This is a genomic window from Leptolyngbya sp. PL-A3 (assembly GCF_039962325.1).
Lineage (GTDB): Bacteria > Cyanobacteriota > Cyanobacteriia > Elainellales > Elainellaceae > Vacuolonema.
The window spans coordinates 1-19,716 of record NZ_JAMPLB010000008.1 but is presented as its reverse complement, the minus strand read 5'-3'; the positions used below and the strand labels follow the sequence as shown (position 1 = coordinate 19,716).

Annotated in this window: 15 protein-coding genes and 1 pseudogene; 6 read left to right on the top strand and 10 right to left on the bottom strand. The window is 51.0% G+C overall.

Going from position 1 to position 19,716, the window contains the following annotated elements:
* Window positions 1-16: 16 nt before the first annotated feature.
* Window positions 17-1,105 carry a pentapeptide repeat-containing protein gene (locus tag NDI52_RS08420; RefSeq protein WP_190773282.1) on the bottom strand — a complete coding sequence of 363 codons (1,089 nt, stop codon included), beginning with the start codon at window positions 1,103-1,105 and terminating at the stop codon, window positions 17-19.
* A gap of 680 nt (window positions 1,106-1,785) precedes the next feature.
* Entirely contained in the window at window positions 1,786-2,736 is a 951-nt protein-coding gene (locus NDI52_RS08415) for a YihY/virulence factor BrkB family protein (RefSeq protein ID WP_190773280.1), read from the bottom strand.
* A 394-nt stretch (window positions 2,737-3,130) separates the two neighbouring features.
* Here NDI52_RS08415 and NDI52_RS08410 point away from each other — a divergent pair, with 394 nt between their 5' ends.
* Window positions 3,131-4,219 carry a Gfo/Idh/MocA family oxidoreductase gene (locus NDI52_RS08410; protein ID WP_190773279.1) on the top strand — a complete coding sequence of 363 codons (1,089 nt, stop codon included), beginning with the start codon at window positions 3,131-3,133 and terminating at the stop codon, window positions 4,217-4,219.
* A 72-nt stretch (window positions 4,220-4,291) separates the two neighbouring features.
* Here NDI52_RS08410 and uppS read toward each other — a convergent pair whose 3' ends face one another.
* The 3 genes from uppS to lysA all read right to left on the bottom strand — a co-directional run bounded on the left by uppS (window position 4,292) and on the right by lysA (window position 7,598).
* Window positions 4,292-5,059, bottom strand: coding sequence for a polyprenyl diphosphate synthase (uppS, locus tag NDI52_RS08405; protein WP_190773278.1), 768 nt, complete (start codon window positions 5,057-5,059; stop codon window positions 4,292-4,294).
* The gene (gene cdaA, locus NDI52_RS08400; RefSeq protein ID WP_190773300.1) at window positions 5,034-5,975 is read right to left on the bottom strand and encodes a diadenylate cyclase CdaA; all 942 of its coding nucleotides are present in this window, start codon (window positions 5,973-5,975) and stop codon (window positions 5,034-5,036) included. The genes uppS and cdaA overlap by 26 nt, the downstream gene beginning before the upstream one ends.
* A gap of 222 nt (window positions 5,976-6,197) precedes the next feature.
* The gene (gene lysA, locus NDI52_RS08395) at window positions 6,198-7,598 is read right to left on the bottom strand and encodes a diaminopimelate decarboxylase (RefSeq protein WP_190773277.1); all 1,401 of its coding nucleotides are present in this window, start codon (window positions 7,596-7,598) and stop codon (window positions 6,198-6,200) included.
* Window positions 7,599-7,759: 161 nt separating this feature from the next.
* Here lysA and rimI point away from each other — a divergent pair, with 161 nt between their 5' ends.
* Window positions 7,760-8,416 (top strand): ribosomal protein S18-alanine N-acetyltransferase, encoded by a 657-nt coding sequence (gene rimI / locus NDI52_RS08390; RefSeq protein WP_190773276.1) that lies wholly within the window; start codon window positions 7,760-7,762, stop codon window positions 8,414-8,416.
* 299 nt (window positions 8,417-8,715) lie between these two features.
* On the top strand, window positions 8,716-11,196 hold the full coding sequence (locus NDI52_RS08385; protein WP_190773275.1) for an ATP-dependent Clp protease ATP-binding subunit: 2,481 nt from the start codon (window positions 8,716-8,718) through the stop codon (window positions 11,194-11,196).
* A 174-nt stretch (window positions 11,197-11,370) separates the two neighbouring features.
* Here the strand turns inward: NDI52_RS08385 and NDI52_RS08380 are convergent, their stop codons facing one another.
* Window positions 11,371-11,877, bottom strand: a complete 507-nt coding sequence (locus tag NDI52_RS08380) for a hypothetical protein (RefSeq protein WP_190773274.1) — start codon at window positions 11,875-11,877, stop codon at window positions 11,371-11,373.
* 392 nt (window positions 11,878-12,269) lie between these two features.
* Here NDI52_RS08380 and NDI52_RS08375 point away from each other — a divergent pair, with 392 nt between their 5' ends.
* Both NDI52_RS08375 and NDI52_RS08370 read left to right on the top strand, forming a co-directional pair.
* On the top strand, window positions 12,270-12,602 hold the full coding sequence (locus NDI52_RS08375) for a nucleotidyltransferase domain-containing protein (RefSeq protein ID WP_190773273.1): 333 nt from the start codon (window positions 12,270-12,272) through the stop codon (window positions 12,600-12,602).
* Window positions 12,574-12,894: pseudogene (locus tag NDI52_RS08370) on the top strand (HepT-like ribonuclease domain-containing protein). The gene NDI52_RS08375 and the pseudogene NDI52_RS08370 overlap by 29 nt, the downstream one beginning before the upstream one ends.
* A 47-nt stretch (window positions 12,895-12,941) precedes the next feature.
* On the opposite strand, the gene NDI52_RS08365 reads toward NDI52_RS08370, so the two are convergent.
* Window positions 12,942-13,922: an MDR family oxidoreductase gene (locus NDI52_RS08365; protein ID WP_190773272.1), complete on the bottom strand. Its 981-nt coding sequence runs from the start codon at window positions 13,920-13,922 to the stop codon at window positions 12,942-12,944.
* Between NDI52_RS08365 and NDI52_RS08360 the strand changes: the two genes are divergently transcribed.
* On the top strand, window positions 13,921-14,091 hold the full coding sequence (locus NDI52_RS08360; protein WP_190773271.1) for a hypothetical protein: 171 nt from the start codon (window positions 13,921-13,923) through the stop codon (window positions 14,089-14,091). The genes NDI52_RS08365 and NDI52_RS08360 overlap by 2 nt on opposite strands.
* Before the next feature lie 194 nt (window positions 14,092-14,285).
* On the opposite strand, the gene NDI52_RS08355 is transcribed toward NDI52_RS08360, so the two are convergent.
* The 3 genes from NDI52_RS08355 to NDI52_RS08345 form a co-directional block, all read right to left on the bottom strand.
* The gene (locus NDI52_RS08355) at window positions 14,286-15,929 is read right to left on the bottom strand and encodes a tetratricopeptide repeat protein (protein WP_190773270.1); all 1,644 of its coding nucleotides are present in this window, start codon (window positions 15,927-15,929) and stop codon (window positions 14,286-14,288) included.
* Window positions 15,930-16,034: 105 nt separating this feature from the next.
* Window positions 16,035-16,523, bottom strand: a complete 489-nt coding sequence (locus tag NDI52_RS08350; protein WP_190773269.1) for a hypothetical protein — start codon at window positions 16,521-16,523, stop codon at window positions 16,035-16,037.
* A complete protein-coding gene (locus NDI52_RS08345; protein WP_348256384.1) occupies window positions 16,520-18,685 on the bottom strand; it encodes a cation:proton antiporter in 2,166 nt (721 codons plus the stop codon). Before NDI52_RS08345 ends, NDI52_RS08350 begins: the two co-directional genes overlap by 4 nt.
* Window positions 18,686-19,716: the final 1,031 nt, after the last annotated feature.

Genomic DNA, 19,716 nt, shown 5'->3' with positions numbered 1-19,716 from the left:
GCAAACGACCCCGTCTTCATTCAGTAACCCCCAACCCACACGCTTCCAGATGATTCATCCATGCCCCAAACCCCTCTCGGCGGAAGCGTGTCGGTTCTTCTGGAGTTGGTTCCTGTACCTGCCACTGATGCCAGGGAAACATCCCCAGGGGAAGCGTGATGCTATTTTCCTGAGTAGGAAGATCAAAAAATTTGAGCCAGGTTCCGTTTTGTTTCCAACCCACCGCTTCGCCAAATTTGTTGTAGTCCCGGTTGACTGCTGGGCTCTCCCAAATCTGGCGTTGAATGCCGAAGCTGAAGCGATCGCCACTGCTCTCTCGCCATAACTGCTCCAGATTCTGCAGCCTATAACAGGGGATTGAACGGATCTGCTCCGGAGTCAGCAAATGAGGTTTCACGCTTTCTCCAGCAGGCGTAGATGCTTCCCAAACCATCACGCTCATGGCTTGATCCATATTCCGCCAGTGCTTAGCCTGTAAGGATTGGTGGAACTCATAGGATGGTGAGAGACAACCGCCGTTCGTGACGTTACCGTCTGGCATCGTGGTATTGCAGAGCCGCAGCCCGGTGAATGGAAAATCAAGGTTGGCATCTGTCAAATTGGCTCTATCCATATAGGCGGGAATGCCTTTCAGACGGCTGAAGTCGGCCGCTACCAGGTTGGCACCAATGAACAGGGCATCGGTGAGATCCGCCTCAACAAATCGTGCTCCATTCAGATTGGCCTTGCTGAAGTCAGCTTTTTGCAAGTTCGCACCCGAAAAATCGGTACGGATAGCTTTCGTTTCTACCAGATTGGCTTGCATCAAGTCGGCTTCCCGCAGATCCGCATCCTGCAAACTGGTGGCTGTTCCGCTAAAGTCGGTGCCCCTAAGGTTGGCGCGGCGCAATCTGGCACCAACCAGATTTGCTTCCCGCAGAATTTGATGCGGGCAATCGATTCCTTCGAGGCTTTTGTCATTGAAGGCGGCCATTCGGAGCTCTACCTCGCAACGATCGCCACGCACATGGGTTGAGCGACTGGTTATCAGGTGCAGAGAAAAGATGACCAGGAGTGTTGCGATCGCTAACCCGACCCATCGGTTTTTCCCAAACTTGCGACTCATTGCAAACAACCTATCAATAAGAACATCACCAATGAAGGGGATATGGATAACCACATATCAAACCTTTGTTCTAAAAAATTCCTGCTATTGCCGGAGCTACCCGGTTATGTAATATCCCCCAGAAAGGTGACCATTTAGCATACCCGTGGGTCATGTTGAATGAGTCGGTAACTTCTATTCTTAAGTTATGAGTTTGAGAGTGCAGTCAGGATTTTCACTCCTTTGACCAGGAGCATGGCTCATGGCAAAGGAATGGATATCTGACAGCCCCTGCGATCGCCGCTCTTGCTCTCCATATCGGTAAATCAGCTTCCTTCCAGGCTGTGTTCTATCGGTGAGCGATCGCCCCTATGACTCGCAAATCAGGAGAAATTCCTACCTGTGTCGTAATTGTGTAAGTATCATGTCTCCCATTCATATCAAACCTCTGCGCTTGCTGTTAGCCTTTCTAACAGTCGGGTCTATTGCGCTCACGATTCCGAATCCCCCAAACTTGCCTCTGCAAGATACCCTTGGAGATATGTTTGCACTGTGGGAAGCAAATGAGTCCTAGAGCCTGTTCTGTCTTTTTTTCGTGCGCGAAGTTCACGAAAAAAATAATCCTTTCAGTTAGCTTTAAAACATGTCCTAATATCAAACCCCGTTGAATCAGCATCTTATGCTTATTCAACTGGATAATATTAACTTCTACGGACCCTCAATACTGTCGCATCATCTCGTAGATGTCGGCGGCTACCGTAGAGATGGGAGTAGACGTAACAGAACTCGCTACCCAAGAAGAAAATTTGACAGGTTAGATATATCCACAGCATTAAAACCATGACACCACCGATGATGCCATAGGAACGGTATTGGGCACCGATGTGAATAACGCTATTACTTACGAGATACTGCAATAGCATAAACAGGACGGTCGTGAACAGTGCCCCAATCCAAATGTCTCCCCATCGTACTCGTGTTGATGGAAGAATTTTGAATAAAACCATGACAATTAAAATGAGAACGAGGAATGTCACAAAAATCTGAACATTCCGAATAACGGTTACTTCGTCTAGTTGAATAAAATTGATATAAGAATTAAACTCTTTTAGCAAACGCCGTAGAATATCAAAAGCTAACTCAGCCACAAGAGAAACGACCATAATGGCTGACGAGCTGAAGACTAGAGAAAATGCAAAAAACTTTTCTTTTAAGAAGAGTAGGAGTGTGTCCTGGATAGGTTTGGGTTGCGTTTTGAGATAATGAACTTTCCAAATTTTGTCGACGGAACGGCTGAGAGCACCAAACACATTGCTGGCAGCCAGTAGAAGCAGGAAGAAACCTGTAATTCCAGCTCCAACGCTACTGTTGTCCAGATGAAACAGGACGTCCCGAAACACACTGTAGGCGGCGTCAGGCAGAATTTGATTGGCATACGCCAGGATATCTTGAATTAAAGCCGCGTCTGATCCCAGCACCCACCCCATAATGCTCAGCACTACCAGAAAGATGGGAAACATGGAGAACAGGGCGTAATAGGCCAGAGCTGCTCCCATTTCTAAACATTCATCTCGTTGCCATTCATGAATTGTGCGGATGATGAGTTGGGCTGGCCGTGACGGCAGCACCTGGAATTTGACAAATTCAATCACAGAATCCTCATTGATGACGTTGTTTCACCGATATTACCGAAGGTTTGGTACGGGATATCACCGTAACCGCACAATCTGGCTGAGCCTGCCTATATTTTGAGATTATGCTGTCCCAAAAGGGTGGCAGCATCTAAATTTGAGATTTTGATACAAAAAAGCAAAACACCTGTGTCACGTTATTTTCTAACACCCATGACTACAGGGGGGAGGTATGGTAAAGCACCCATCTAGGTCGTGGCGATCGCTACCCTAATAGCTATTCTAGCCAGTTGCATAGGCTCAGGTGCCACTTCCCCAATCTGCCCGCCTTTCACCGACTCCTTGGCTCTCCTGCTCCCCTGCCCCAAAATACGGTATATACCAACATGGGACAAATTTACATGGAGCGATATCGATGGCAGACACAACCCTGGGCGTAGCCGTCATCGGCACAGGTTTTGGCCAGAAAATTCACATTCCTGGGTTGCAGGCTCACCATCGGACGAAGGTTGTGGCGGTACAGCACCGAGACATAGCGAAGGCCCAACAAGTAGCCGACGCTCACCAAATCCCCCATGCTTGCGCCACTGTTGAAGAAATTGTTGCTCTGCCAGACGTTCAGGCAGTCAGCATTTCTACCCCACCATTTCTACATTATGAGCAGGCCAAAATTGTTCTCCAAGCCGGGAAACACTTGCTGCTGGAGAAGCCAACAACGCTGACGGTAGAAGAAGCTCGGGTGTTGCAAAGCATCGCTCACCAGACAGGCGCTGTCACCGCGTTAGATTTTGAATTCCGGTTTGTGCCTGCCTGGATGCGCCTTTCAGAACTGCTGGCAGAAGGCTTCGTTGGTCAAAAGCGCCTGATCAAAATCGACTGGCTCGTATCAGGACGAGCCGACCCCAACCGTCCCTGGAACTGGTATGCCCGCAAAGATCAGGGAGGTGGCGCATTGGGTGCGGTAGGTTCCCATATCTTTGATTACATCGCCTGGCTTTTTGGCCCCGTTCAGCGGCTTAGCGCCCGTCTCACTACTAGCATCCCAACCCGGCCTGACCCTGTTACGGGAACTCCCCAACCTGTCACTGCCGACGATACCGCAATGATTGCCCTGGAATTAGCTGATGGAACTCCAGTGCAAGTTACGCTGAGCGCGGCCACTTATCAAGGACGGGGCCATTGGGTGGAGGTGTATGGCGATCGCGGCACCCTAGTCCTCGGTAGTGATCACCAAACCGACTACGTCCACGGTTTCAAACTCTGGGCCGCTCCAGCAGACGAACCCTTGACCGAAGTGGAAATCCCTGACCGTCTCCAATTCCCCCAGGTCTACCCGGATGGTCGCCTCGCGCCATTTATCCGAGTGGTGGATCAGTGGGTTAAAGGCATTGATGAAGGGCGATCGCTCACCCCCTCCCTCCCTGAAGGGATCGCCTCCCAACTGCTGATGGATCTCACCCACCAATCCAACGAAACGGGCACCTGGGTCAACGTACCCACCTAATAAAGGGGCGACAAACCCATAGAGGGGTAGGGGCGTAGCATGCTACGCCCCTACCCCTCTATGGGTTTGTTCTTAATGTGATCCGGTGGTCTTTACCTTGCCAAAACGGCGATCACGCTTCTGGTAATCTGCTAGAGCCCGGTGGAACTCAGCCCGGTCAAAATCAGGCCAGAAGGTATCGGTTACATAGATTTCTGCATAGGCCATTTGCCACAGCAGGAAGTTACTAATCCGCATCTCACCACTGGTACGGATGAGCAGGTCAGGGTCACAGATACCGCTGGTGTAGAGGTGTCGCTCGAAGAGAGATTCGTCAATGTCTTCAGGTTGGAGGGTGCCCTGTTGAATCTGGGTAGCGATCGCCCGACATGCCTGCACAATCTCCTGCCGCCCACCATAATTGGTCGCAATGGTGAAGCGGATGCCCTGATTGTTGGCCGTTTGCTCCATCGACCGCTGAATCTCATCCTGTAGGGATTGGGGCAGCGCTAACAGATTTCCAGCGAAGCGGATTCGGACTCCTTCCGACATCATTTCTTTAAGCTCTTGCCGCAGCACCCGCTCAAACAGAGTCATTAAAAAGTCCACTTCTTCCAGTGGACGTCCCCAGTTCTCCGTCGAAAAGGCATAGGCAGTCAGTGCTTCAACTCCCCAATCTCGGCAGCAGCGAAGGAGGTCTTTGAGGGCATCTACGCCCCGACGATGCCCCATAATGCGGGGGAGCCCCCGTCTCTGTGCCCAGCGCCCGTTGCCATCCATAATGACCGCGACGTGCCGGGGCAGGCGATCGCGTTGTAGGTCAGCAGGCAACTCCCTAAGAACGGTTGGCTTTGCTGTCATTTTTTCTCCGAGAAGCTGACGATGAAGGACGGATAGGCTTAAGGATGGATCGTAACCGCTCGCCGAGCTGACGACCCAGGCTACGCAACTGCGGAGCCACGGGCTCTCGCTCGACCGACTGAGAGAAACGGGCGACTAACAGTTCCCTCAGTTTACTGCTCGTTAGGGGTCGATTTAGTGTTCCCCGTTCCGCCAGAGAAATTGACCCTGTTTCTTCAGATACAACAATGCAAAGGCAATTTTCGACTCGCTCGGTAATTCCCATGGCGGCCCGGTGGCGAGTGCCTAGCTGTCGTGATGCAACCCGTTCAGACAGCGGCAAGATGACTCCAGCCGCCACAATACGATTAGCGCGAATCAGTACCGCTCCGTCATGAAGCAGGGTTGAAGTTTGAAAAATTGTTTGTAAAAGTTCTTTAGAAAGTTCTGAATTAAGCCGTACTCCAGGCACCGAAAAATCCCGCTCATCCATGGGTGCGCCTGTTTCCAGCACCATCAATGCTCCCGTTCGATTCTGAGACAACTCTTTGACAGCATCGACGATCTCATCAATAACGTTGTCTGCCTTGGGGATGGTTTCCGTATTCGGTTGTAACAATTGTAAGATTTCGCCACGTCCAAGCTGCTCCAGGAACCGGCGAAATTCGTTTTGTAGAATCAGGGCCATTGCCACAGCGGCCCCAATGACGAGCTTTTCCAGCACAAAGCTGAGTAGCCTCAGCCCCAGTGTGTTGCTTAGGGCTGAGGCCAGCATTAGGACAATCAGCCCTCGTACCATCCACAGCGTTCGGCGTTCTCCAATGATCACCAGAACCACATAGGTCAGTAAAAGGACCGATATCAGGTCAATTGCCGGAAGCAGTAAAGACTGAGTCCAGCCGAGGTTTGTCAGCCATTGCTTCAGCAGAGAACCCATCAGACTAGAGCTGGAGTTGGTCGATGGCCGAGACAGCACAGGGCTGTATGACGGCGAGGAGCAGGTGTAAACGGAAAGACAGATTCCAGGTAACAGGATTAGCTAACTTAGCATACCCATTGAGATGGGCCAAGAAAGCGGGTATGTTACCGCGCTCCCCTGTTTTCCCTCAATCTACACTCCGATCGCTCCTATCGTACAATTCGACGGGAATTCTCTCGATCAGCTTTTTTGTAAACGTTCGGGAAGACGATCCTGCCGCACCAGGTCGGCATAAGTCTCTCGCTGAAGGATGAGATTTGCTTCGCCATCACGAACCAACACTGCTGCTGGGCGAGTCAATCGGTTGTAGTTTGAGGCCATGCTGTAATTGTAGGCTCCGGTCGCCATCACAACGACCACGTCTCCCGGCTCCGTTTCAGGAAGCTTGGCATCTTTGATCACAATGTCGCCCGATTCGCAGTGCTTCCCGGCGATCGCCACCGACTCTGTCATAGGAGCCGACATCTTACTCGCTGCCGCTACCCGATACACCGACTGGTAAGTAATGGGGCGAGGGTTGTCAGACATACCACCATCGACCGTGACATAGGTGCGAATGCCGGGAACCGTCTTCTGGCTACCCACGGTGTAGGCCGTGACGCAGGAGGAACCGATGAGCGATCGCCCTGGCTCAGAAACCAACCGTGGCAATGGGAAGCCTTTTTCTTCACACGCTTTCACCACACCATCACAAATAATCTTCACCCACGCATCAATACTTGGAGGATCATCCGACTCCACGTAGCGAATGCCCAGACCGCCACCCACATCCAGCTCGGTGATGGGCAGGCCGTACTCCTTCGCCTTCTGCATCCAGTTCACCAGCACGCCAGTTAAATCCTGGTGGGGTTGCAGTTCGAAAATCTGGGAACCGATGTGCGCGTGCAGACCAATGCAGTTTAAGACAGGGTTTTTCTGGATGAATTCAAACACCGACTCCAGTTGGTCGGGGTCAAAGCCGAACTTGCTATCCAGGTGGCCGGTGCGAATGTATTCGTGGGTGTGACACTCGATGCCAGGGGTGAGCCGCAGCATAATTCGAATGCTGGATTGGTTAGTGCGTCCGGCCAACTCTACCAGTTGCTTTAACTCGTACCAGTTGTCAACGACAATGGTGATTTTGGCGGCGATCGCCATCTCCAACTCATCTACGGACTTATTGTTGCCGTGCATATAGATAGTGTCGGAAGCCAGGCCAGCTTGTAGAGCTGTGTATAACTCGCCACCCGAAACGACATCGATGCCCAGTCCTTCATCCCCGACAATGGCGTCCACCGCCAGGCAATTCCAGGCTTTTGAGGCGTAAATCACCAGGGAATCGCCGGGGTAATGAGTCTTGAAGGCATCCCGATACTGGCGGCAAGCAGTACGCAAGCCTTCTTCATCAAGAATGTAAAGCGGTGAGCCGAATTGCTTTACCAGGGTCACTACATCGCAGCCCCCCACTTCCAGGTGGTCTTTCTCGTTGACCTGAGCGGTCAGCGGCATCAGCAGTTGGTTGGGGGAGGTTTGCTCCGGGCGGGACTCAGGAATGTACTGGCGACCGGAATCAGCGGAGGCCGCAACGGGAGTGGAGACCATGAGGACAATCCTTGAACGAGGGATGTAGAAAAAACTTCAGGGTGAAGGGAGGCAGGGTTCGACGGTCACTATCCCAAACGGGGGTAAGCTGACGCATCGCTGCCAGGATCCATCTTCCCAGTGTACAATCGGGCGCGGTCACTCGTTAAGCGATCAATTCGATGGCTGTTAGCGAATTTTGTCATACCGCTGTGAACACCTTATATCTGCATCCGTTGACATCTGAATGGATTCCCGCCGCCGTGGAACTGGATCAAAAATTCCTGGGCGGTCTATGGTCAGCAGATGGATACCAGAGAGAAATTGATAGCCCTAATGGGCTTTTGATTGCTCTCAGCACCCCAGATTCTCGTTTTTCAGGAGAAACCGGGGATCTAAACCCTGTAACAGGCTCGTGGGTGGGTGAGTTGCAAAACCCCAAGTGTCTGGGGTCTTTGATTGGGTTTGGTGCTCTTTGGATGATTCTTGATGAGGCTCATATTACGCTGCTTGTTGTTGACGAGGCATACCGAGGGCATGGATTAGGACGATCGCTCCTGATAGCCCTACTCGAAGCCGCACGCCATCACGATATGGCGCGGGCAACGTTGGAAGTTCGGCCCTCGAATGAAGCAGCGATCGCTCTCTACACCTCTTTCGGCTTCAAAGAAGCAGGTCGTCGCAAGCAGTATTACCATACCCCCATCGAAGACGCGTTAATTCTTTGGTGCAGTGGGTTGCAATCTCAAGAATTTGCGGATAACCTCTGTCTCTGGAAGGAGGAGTTAGGCGATCGCTTAAAGCAGAGTGGATGGAAGATCGAAGAAGCTGGTGTTTGAAGCTTACAGCCGATCTCCATTACGAATTTTCTGCGCGGGTAAGAAGCTCATTGGGCCTCTGATCCTCGCTCTAGTGTGCTGTTCTTGACAGATGTCCCCCCTTCCAGACAGGATTACTGCTCGGAACCAAAATCTTTCTAAACGATGGCAGGTTAAGCCTGAATTAATCGAAATATCGTGCGATCGTCCTGGTATGGGCGGGGATCACCCAGTGCTGATACGGCTGTAGCAGTACCGGTGTTGCTATTTCCCTATGCTAAAATCAGCGTACCGGCTCGCAGCAGGTGATATAGACTGCCATGTTTGAACGCTTCACTGAGAAAGCCATTAAAGTGATTATGCTCGCCCAGGAGGAGGCTCGCCGCCTGGGTCACAACTTTGTTGGAACCGAACAGATCCTCCTGGGTCTGATCGGGGAAGGCACCGGGGTTGCCGCCAAAGTCTTGAAATCCATGGGTGTCAACCTGAAGGATGCTCGCATTGAGGTCGAAAAAATTATTGGCCGGGGTTCGGGCTTCGTCGCGGTTGAAATTCCCTTCACCCCACGGGCGAAACGGGTTTTAGAGCTATCTCTGGAAGAAGCTCGTCAACTAGGCCACAACTACATCGGTACCGAGCACCTCCTGTTGGGGTTGATTCGGGAAGGTGAAGGTGTCGCCGCGCGCGTGCTGGAAAACCTGGGCGTAGACCTTTCCAAGGTGCGTACCCAAGTCATCCGGATGCTGGGCGAAACTGCCGAAGTATCGACGGGCGGTAGCCAGGGCCGCACCAAGACACCAACCCTGGACGAATTCGGTTCTAACCTGACCCAGATGGCCTCTGAAGGCAAGCTGGATCCAGTAGTAGGCCGTCAGAAAGAAATCGAGCGGGTCATTCAAATCCTCGGTCGCCGTACTAAGAACAACCCGGTGCTGATTGGGGAACCCGGCGTGGGTAAGACCGCGATCGCCGAAGGTTTGGCCCAACGTATCGCCAATGGCGACGTTCCCGACATCCTTGAAGATAAACGGGTCGTCACTTTGGACATCGGTTTGTTGGTGGCTGGCACCAAGTATCGAGGGGAGTTTGAAGAACGCCTCAAGAAAATCATGGATGAAATCCGGCAGGCCGGAAACGTCATCCTGGTCATCGACGAAGTTCACACCCTCATCGGGGCAGGGGCGGCAGAAGGCGCGATCGACGCGGCCAATATACTGAAGCCCGCACTGGCTCGCGGTGAACTTCAATGTATCGGTGCCACAACCCTGGATGAGTACCGCAAGCACATTGAGCGAGATGCGGCACTGGAACGCCGTTTCCAGCCCGTCATGGTGGGCGAACCCACGGTCGATGAAACCATCGAAATTCTGCGGGGGTTGCGCGATCGCTACGAGCAACACCACAAACTCAAAATCTCCGACGAGGCTCTGGACGCCGCTGCCAAGCTGTCGGATCGGTACATTTCAGACCGCTACCTGCCCGACAAGGCCATCGACTTGGTGGACGAAGCCGGTTCTCGGGTGCGCCTGATCAACTCCCAGTTGCCCCCGGCAGCGAAAGAGCTGGATAAGGAACTGCGTCAGGTTCTCAAAGAGAAAGATGATGCGGTTCGTTCCCAGAACTTCGAGCGGGCAGGTGAACTGCGTGAGCGGGAGATGGAGATCAAGCAAGAGATCCGCTCCATCGCTCAGGCGAAGAAGACCGAGTCTACGGATGGCGAAGACACCACCAGCCCCGTGGTAACGGAAGAGGACATCGCTCAAATCGTTGCCTCCTGGACGGGCGTTCCGGTGAACAAGCTGACGGAATCCGAGTCCGAGCGCTTGCTGCACATGGAAGACACGCTCCACGGTCGCATCATTGGCCAAGACGAAGCGGTGAAAGCGGTATCTCGCGCCATCCGTCGGGCACGGGTTGGTTTGAAGAACCCCAACCGTCCGATCGCCAGCTTCATCTTCTCTGGACCGACTGGGGTGGGTAAGACCGAGCTGACCAAGGCTCTGGCTTCCTACTTCTTCGGTTCCGAAGATGCCATGATCCGTCTGGATATGTCGGAATACATGGAGCGCCACACCGTATCCAAGCTGATCGGTTCGCCTCCAGGTTATGTGGGCTACAACGAAGGCGGTCAGTTGACTGAAGCCGTTCGTCGTCGTCCTTACACCGTGGTGCTGTTTGACGAAATCGAAAAAGCACACCCCGACGTGTTCAACATGCTGCTGCAAATCCTGGAAGATGGTCGCCTGACCGATGCCAAGGGTCGCACAGTGGACTTCAAGAACACCCTGCTGATCATGACCTCCAACATTGGTTCCAAGGTGATCGAGAAGGGTGGCGGCGGCCTCGGTTTCGAGTTCTCCGACAATGGCGATGCGTCCGAGTCTCAGTACAACCGCATTCGCTCGTTGGTGAACGAAGAACTGAAGCAGTACTTCCGGCCTGAGTTCCTCAACCGGGTTGACGAGATCATTGTCTTCCGTCAGCTCAAGAAGGACGAGGTCAAGGAGATCGCCGACATCATGCTCAAAGAGGTGTTTGTTCGCCTCACCGAGCGCGGTATCACTCTGGAAGTGACCGAGAAGTTCAAGGATCGCCTGGTGGAAGAGGGCTATAACCCCAGCTACGGGGCACGACCGCTCCGCCGAGCCATCATGCGCCTGCTGGAAGATTCCCTCGCTGAGGAAATCCTCTCCGGTCGCATCAAAGACGGTGATGTTGCCGTCGTAGATGTGGGTGATGACGGTCAGGTACAGGTTGCCTCGGGTGAACGGCGCGAGCTGTTACCTCAAGCGGCAGAATAAGCAAGTTGATTGAATTGTAAAAAAAAGGGGGGCGCGATCGCGCCCCCCTTTTTTACTGTTTAGTTTTGTGAACTAATAATGGTTACCAAGTGCTAGATTAATCTATCTGCACAACCAATTAGTACCTGACTGTATTTCAATGTATTAGAGCTTTATTGGAATGCGGCTTTTAAGCTATAAATCAACACATCTAGTACCTCCTAACAACTCATCAATTGAATGTAATAGAGACTTGGGAATTCTACAATTTTCAACAGCTTGGAGAGTTAGGCCATTCTCTTCTAGGAAAATTAACTCAGCTTCCATATAAGACACATTCAAAATATAACCAGCTAATCCTTCACCATTACTGATTGAGAATAGCCAGTCTGAAAATGTAGGCCAAATATTATAGTACGTGTTCTCGTCAATCAAAATGCGAAAGCACAACTGGTAACTACAGAATATACTTCGGCGAATTTGAGAGGTACATTCTTCCCCAGAACGTATGTGATTGTTTGCAATGATAATTCTCCACTCCTTATCAAAACCCTGCTCATATTCTGTGAAAAAGGGATCATCTAGTCGTGTCTGAAAGCCGTAGTCCTCTGAGCGTGTCATGTACGCTAACGTTTCTCTGTCCTCACCTGTTAGTTCGGGCTGTAAGCTAAGAATTAGACCGATTTCAAAGGCAGTACCCATAAGACTTCTGATAAAAGTAGTAACTTTGTCTCAAAATTAACAATGATCTCTCAAGTACCATCCTCATAGAGGTTAGTCTACAAGCAATAAACTTAGATGCGATGTATAGCCCATCATCGAACAGCTTGAACGGGGTGAGTTATAAGGAGATCAAATATCCGGAATAGGTTATGAAGTTTTCAAATTGAGAGGCCGTAATAGTGATACTCAGAAGGGCAAAAATGCTGACTATCGTTTGATTGATATGTTAAGACGAGCACAGGAATTATTCTATTAACGATTTACATAAAATCTGAACAAATTGATATCGCAGCGGATGATATCCGGAGCATCATTACACAAGATGAGCGTCTGCAAATTAGCGATAAAGAGGATGAAGGGGAGGAAGCGATATGACGATTGATGCGATCGCATTACCCATAGAAAAAATTTCTGAGTTCTGTCACAAATGGCAGGTCATTGAGTTTGCTCTATTTGGTTCTGTCTTGCGCGAAGACTTCCGCCCTGATAGCGACATTGATGTCATGGTTCAATTTCACCCAGACGCTCATCCTACATTCGGGAGCCTGGATCAGATGGAAGCTGAGTTAAAAACTATTTTTCATCGAGACGTTGATTTAGTTACACGTCAAGGTATTGAAGCCAGCCGCAATTACTTACGGCGAAAAGAGATTCTTTCCTCGGCTCAGGTCATCTATGCAACGGGATCTTCAATTCCTGCTTGATATGCTGCAATCCGCAGAACTAATCAAGACTTACATTGCCCAATGTTCTAAAGATGAATTCATTAAAAATATACAGCTTCAAGATTCAGTAATTCGGAGGCTCTTGGTAATTGCTGAAGCGGCAAGACGCGTTTCAGAGACAACTCGGTAGGTATTGCCAAATATCTCATGGCACGAGATTAGTGGAATGCGAAATCGGCTAGTGCACGAATACGATGATGTTAATCTCAACATCGTTTGGGATGTAGTTGAATTTGAAATATCTCCTCTAATTGAGGAGCTAAAGTCGTGAATTCCACCTGAATCCTGAGGTTGATGGTGGCGATCGCCCTAACCACTTTACCCATTGCAATCCACAACAACCCGTCCCTGAACTTGCCCTGCCAAAATCTGCTTGCTAAAAGTAGGGACATGATCCAGCGGAATGATGGCGTTAAGAATCAGCTCAAAGAGATCATCGGTTAGAAGCTCTGTGAGTCGTTGCCAGGCTTGGAGGCGTTTTTCTTGAGGACAAAGGACGGAATCGATGCCGAGTAGGCTGACGTTGCGGAGGATGAAGGGGAAAACGGTAGTGGGGAGATTGCTGCCGCCAGCCAGACCACAGTTTGCGACGCAGCCACCATAGGTGATAGTTTTCAGCAGAGTAGCGAGGGTTTGACCACCGACGGTGTCGATCGCCCCGCTCCATTGTTGGGAGCCGAGGGCGGGTTGCAGAGGTTCCAGGCGACCGATGACGTCAGTGGCACCGAGATCGTGGAGATAATCGCCTATAATTTCGTGCCGACCGCTGGAGGCGGTAACAGGATAGCCGAGGCGGGAGAGAAGGGCGATCGCAATGCTTCCCACGCCCCCAGCGGCTCCGGTAACGAGGATGGGGCGATCGCTGCTAATTCCGTGGGCTTCGAGGGCCATGATGGAGAGCATAGCGGTTAAGCCTGCGGTGCCGATCGCCATAGCTTCCACTCCTGTTAACCGATCAGGCAAGGGTATCAACCAATCCGCCTGAACTTTTGCCATCTGGCTATAGCCACCCCAGTAACGTTCGCCCATTTCCCAGCCAGTAGCAATGACGGTTTGGCCGGGTTGAAAGGTAGAGGAGGTGGATTCCACAACGGTTCCGACTAGATCAACGCCGGGAACCATAGGAAACTTGCGGATGACGGGGGAAGTTTGGGTGATGGCTAGGCCGTCTTTGTAGTTGAGGCTGGAGTATTGGACGGAAACCAAGACATCGCCGTCGGGAAGGTCACCGGGTTCCAGGGTTTCGAGGGTGGCTGGGGAACCTTTTTCGCGGATGACTAAGGCTTTGAAGGGGGACATGGATGCCTCAAATTACATCAAGCAGTATTGGCTAGTGTATGAGGAGACAGATTGTAATGGTTGCTTCTGGATGGTTGATTATTGCAAAGGTTGGCTTGGAGGCGCGTCGCCCTCCAAACCTCCCGACTGGGGGACGGGCCTCTCCGTCCCCCAGACCCCCTTGGCCTAGGAGGTTTTGCATGGGCGTTGTTAGGCCGCTTCGCATTCGTGGGGTTTGGATCAGGTTTGGGTGGTGTCGTTGCACCTAAATGAATGGCTAGTACGCTGAGGCGGAAATCCATCACCTATGTTTTGTGTGGGGTGCGAAGCACCCCACACAAAACATAGGTTGTGAACTTAGGCCGCAGCCTACTAGCTAACTTTCTAGGGAAGTTGATTAAATTGTTCCCAGAGTTGGTCGGCTTGTTGTTGGTAGTGTTGGGCTTCGGTGGTGTTGCCTTGAGAGGTATGGATGGTGGCGATCGCTTCCAACACTTCTACAAGGCCATCGGAATACTCACCATCGGGGTATAAACTGAGCACTTCCTCAAAAGTCGTTAGGGCCTGATCCAGCTGGTTTTGTGTGTGGTAGATCTGACCAATGGATGCGAGGCTGTAAGCGACCGCGTCTCGGCCATACTCCTGGGTGCGGTAGTAGGCGATCGCTTGCTGATGGGCAGCGATCGCGTCATCCCAACGGCCCAATCGTTGGTATAGCTGGCCAACCGTCTGTTGCATTGCTGCGACTCCTTCCACATCCTGAGTAGCGCTACTGCGCAGCTCCAGGCTTTGGAGGGCATAATCGAGGGCTTTTGCCAGATTGCCGTGCTTCTGGTACTCCTGCTGAATCATCGTTAACGTTGGAAACTGCGCATAGGAATCAGGGGACTGAGCACTGAGGACGATCGCTTGCTGAAAGTAAGCTTCAGCCCTATCGAGGTGGCCTTCTTCCAGGTAGGCACGCCCAATGGTGTGCATCACAAAGGATTGCTGGGAAAGATTACCTGCGGTTTGGCGCTCGGCTTGAGCTTGCTGATAAGCGGTAGCGGCAAGTGCCGGTTGCTGTTGGGCCTGGTAGAGATCGCCTAGGTTATCGAAAAAGCGGACCCGATAGGGATGGGCTACAAAGTCGTCATAGTCGGCCAGGAGAGCAATCGCTTGTTGGAAGGATTGTAAGGCGGCTTCGTGATCGCCTTGGGTTGATTGTAGGAGGCCAAGCTGATCGAGGGCAATCGCTTCATGCAATGTATATCCTTGTTCATGAGCCGTTGCGATCGCACGCTGATAGGCCTCCACAGCCATATCCTCCTGGCCCATTTGCCGATGCACAGAAGCAATATTCGTCAGAAGTTCGGCACCCTCCCACGGGGCTACAAGGGTTGTGCGGAGCGTGGATGCTTTCTGGTACGCGGTGAGGGCAGCGTCCAACTGGCCCAAGGAACGTTGGAGATTGCCGATTACTAGCCAAGTTGCCGATTGTCGTTGGGTGTCATTAACCGCTTCAAATTCGACCAGAGCACGTTGTTCGTAGGCGAGTGCCCTATCCAGGTAACCTTCTAACTCGGCTATGGCTGCCATCCCGTCGAGCACATCACCTTTCAGGGAGCGATCGCCATCTCCCAATGCCACCAGTGTTTCCTCTATCCGTCGAAAGGACGTATCGGGATAGCGGAAGTTAAAAGCCCAAAGGGCCCGTTCTATCCTTGGGTCCAACTCAGGGGCTGTTTGAGCGGGGGTTTGCGCCTGGGCAACGGAGGAACCCGGTAGAAGGATGAGCGTGTGTAGGGGTGCAGCCAGAGCCAGCCCAGAGAGTATTCCAACTAATATTTTTTGAATAGGACTTACGCAAGCCTGCTGTCTATGGTGTGTTTGTGTTGTGGGTGGGGTACTTCGTACCCCACCCACAACACAAACGCGTAAGTTCTGATAAAGCTGCGCTATAGGGTCTGTGTTCCGGCACGTCAGGGCGCGGACCCTATAACGCAGCTTCATCTTGAATTGGTATAGGGAACGACGGAAGGTGTACATGGAGCAGTCCTATAGCTTTATGCATGTTGGCATGGCAAAGAGGGAGTAGAGCCTGACTTCCGCTCTCCCTTTGTCATACCAACATGAGCGGAAATGTAAGCAGCGTTAGTGAGCTTCCCCTTCGGTCGCATCAGGTGCTTCCTGCCATTGGGCCGTAAAGGGAATGGGTGGCATCAAGGCATCGAGTTGAGCGGTACCAGTGAGGGTGTTATTTTGAATGGCTCCTTGAATTTCTACCGTGCCTGAACATTGAGGGATATGGGAGAGGGAACCGGATAGGGTTAGTTCCTGGCTATTCCAACGGCCAGTCAGGGAGGGGCGTTCCTTTGCAATACGGACAGTGCGATCGTCGGCATCGTTGGCTAGCAGGGTTCCGGTGAGGTAGATACCCGATTGTTGGATGGAGAGGGTGAGGGGGCGATCGCCCAAACAACCCGGCAATGTACCAGGGGCGATCGCATAGTCTCCCTCAATGGCTTTAGGAGCTTGCAGATGGGCTTGCCCATAACGAGTTGTCGCTAGAAACAGCACCGTGACAGAGCCAATCGCAACTCCGTAAAATGCCAGGGACTTGGGGCTAAAGTGGCTGCTCATACACTGGCTCCTGTAGAATCGGCGTCTTGTGCTTGAGGCCGCTGAAACTCGCGAACAAGATCAGTGATATGAAACGTGACGTGCTCTTTTCGAGTAATGAGCAGTGAGGAGCGGCATTCTGTCACCAGCTCGTCGGTGTAGATGCCCAGGGTTTGCCGTTCCACCCCCCATTCGCGGCTGGCCCCTGCAATCGTCAGATCGACGTCGTAGGAGGCTTCCGCTACTGCCTGCACTGGATGATCGGCTTCAATGATGGGAATTTGGATGCGATCGCGTACTACATCAGGAAGCTGACGCATCAACAGCTCGAACTCATAGGTGAGCTCGGTCATGGGCTGATGAGGAGATGCCACCCGTAGAATGGTAAGTTGGCTTTTGGGATGGTTAATGAGCAAGCGCAGAGCAATCTCCAGCCCCAGATCATTGTGGATGTTGGGCATATAGGGCACCAACAGTTTTTCAATTTGAGACAGGTTTTGGTCGACAAACACGGCCACATCCACCCGTGAAGTGGTGAGGATTTGCCCGACCCGTCCACCCAGTCGATTTTGACTAAAGGTGGGGCGATGCCACCCCATTAGAATCAAGTCGGCTCGCTCCTGTTCCGCAATCCGAGTCGTTTCCTGAGCGACATCAGAAGCCATCTGCACAATTGGACGCACGACGAAACGGCGGGGTGGAGGGCACAGACTATCGATCAGCGAGTGTAAGTGAGTTTTACGCTCAACGATTTTTCGTTCGACTTGGCTGGGAGTAGCGGCAAAGGCATCCTCATCAGCTTCCAGGAGATTTAATGGATAAATAGCTGTTGAGGATGAAGGGCTGGCGGCGATCGCTAGGGCCAGTTGAATCAAACCCTGTTGTGTCCGAGGATTGGCGATCGGTACCAGCACTTTGTAGGTCGGTTTCACTTCCGCCTCGGGTTCCATCACATCCTGCCGGATCAAGTGTTTGGGATAGGTCCATTCCAATAAGGGGGATGTCATGACCGTGGTGACCAGAGCCATGATCACGAGCATGGTGAACAATAATGGTGAAATCACATGGAGGCTGAGGCCAATGTTGAGCACAATCAGCTCCGTCAGCCCTCGTGTATTCATCAACCAACCCAGAGCTGAAGCCTCCCGATGTTGAATGCCGCAGAAGCGAGCAGCGCTATAGGCCCCAATATATTTTCCGGCGGTCGCAATCAACACAATGAGCCCACACAGTAACCAGAGAACAGGACTATTCAGTAACCCAATTTGGGTGCGAAGTCCACTGTAGGCAAAGAAGATGGGAAGCAGAAATGTGAGAACAAAATCTTCTGTTTTCTCGGCCAATTCGCGAGTTAAGCCTACATCTTTGGGCATCACAGCCCCTACTAGAAATGCCCCAAAAATAAGGTGAATTCCAATAAGTTCAGTAATGATGGCGGAAACTACAACCGCGATATAAATCGCGGCTAACATAAACTGGTTAAGCCGTCCTCGACGCCTGTAATAGCGGGATAAATAGCTGAGAAATTTACGCCCAACTGTAAACATCAACGCAATATAAATGATGGCAAGAATAACGGTGGGAATAGCTGCCGTTATAGTGCCGTGCTTCGCGACGGCAATGGAGAGGGCCAACAGACACCAGGCGGTAACATCATCTACAGCGGCACAGGTTAATGCCAGGGTTCCTAAGCGGGTTGATTGTAGATTGTTTTCGGTAATAATTCTGGCTAGAACGGGAAAGGCTGTGATAGACATTGCAGCCCCCAGGAAGAGGGCAAAGGCTGTAAAAGAAACATCACCATTCGATACCAGGGGATAGAAAATTAACGACCCTAATGTACCTAGGGAAAAGGGCAACAGAATGCTGGCGTGAGAGGTTAAAATCGCAGCTTCTAGCTGGCTCTTTAAGTATTTTGGATCGAGTTCTAACCCAATTAGAAACATAAAGAAGATCAGACCAACCTGCGAAAGAATATTCAGGTATGGAATGGTTTCGGGTGGAAATAGTACTGATGAAAAGGTTGGAGTCAACCATCCTAAAAGGGACGGGCCTAGCATAATGCCTGCAACAATTTCACCAATTACCAGAGGTTGTCGAATACGACGAAATGCTAACCCTACCAAACGAGACAATCCAATGACCAGAACGACGTCGATTAGAACCAAAACAACAGTATTCATCTTCATTTTCTCCAAACTGTGGCAAGGCCATATCGGCGTTTGCAGTTGTGTCTTGTCAGAATCAAAGCTTATTTTGCTTCTAAAGCATAGGGCTGAATAGTCCAAAGAATTGTAGAGCAGACAGCATGTGTCTTTAGAAAAACTTAAGCCGAATAGTCAATATTTTCTTAAGAGTCGCGTTCTACATATTGTTAAAAAGCTGGGATGATAATAGAAAATTCATTAACCCTTTGCGCTCGAATTCACCATAATCTGTCACCATTCCATTTCAATCGGTGTAAACGCTATTATTCCTTATGCAGATAGACATATTGTTAGGATCTCATCGCCCAAAAATAGCCTCCTAGAGGTGGGGGATAATTCTTCAGAGCTGATTCTTCCATTGTCAGATTGTTTTTCAAAAAACTAAACTTTGAAAATAAAAGCTTTATTTGGCTGAATTAAAACTTAATCTTGATAGGCGATCGCTCCCGACATTCATACTCCCAGCCGTTTTCGTTAGGACACAAAGAGTGATGTACTGCACCGCACCGCCTCACTCTTTGTGTCCTAACGAAAATGATTGCAGCTATATAAAGAGTATTAGAAAATCTAACGAAAGCTATCTACAACCCTTTCCAACCGGGTGAGAGATGTGGAACAAAGTTCCATATCCATTTCGCGCACCTCCCTCAATCGTAAAGGGTATAGCAGTTGCTAGAGATATTTTGCGTTCGCAGGCTCAAAAACTGAAAATATATACTCACATCTTGTACTTTTCTAAAAGTAAATTCCAGAACCGCTATTTCTTCGTCACGAAGCGACGAAGAAATAGCGGTTCTGGAGCTTGCTGAAGGATGTGAGTCCCTCACGGAGTGGAACCGTGGGACGGTTCCACTTTGGGAAGTTCTCAAGAAACTCACAGTTTCTTGAGAACTTATACCAAACAAATATGAAGCTGCGCCAAACTAGAAGAGTCCTCTTTGAGGTGATGGGCGATGACAGGACGTCCTTTTCAAGTCACGGTGACGGAGAGCCTGGAGCAGTTAGAG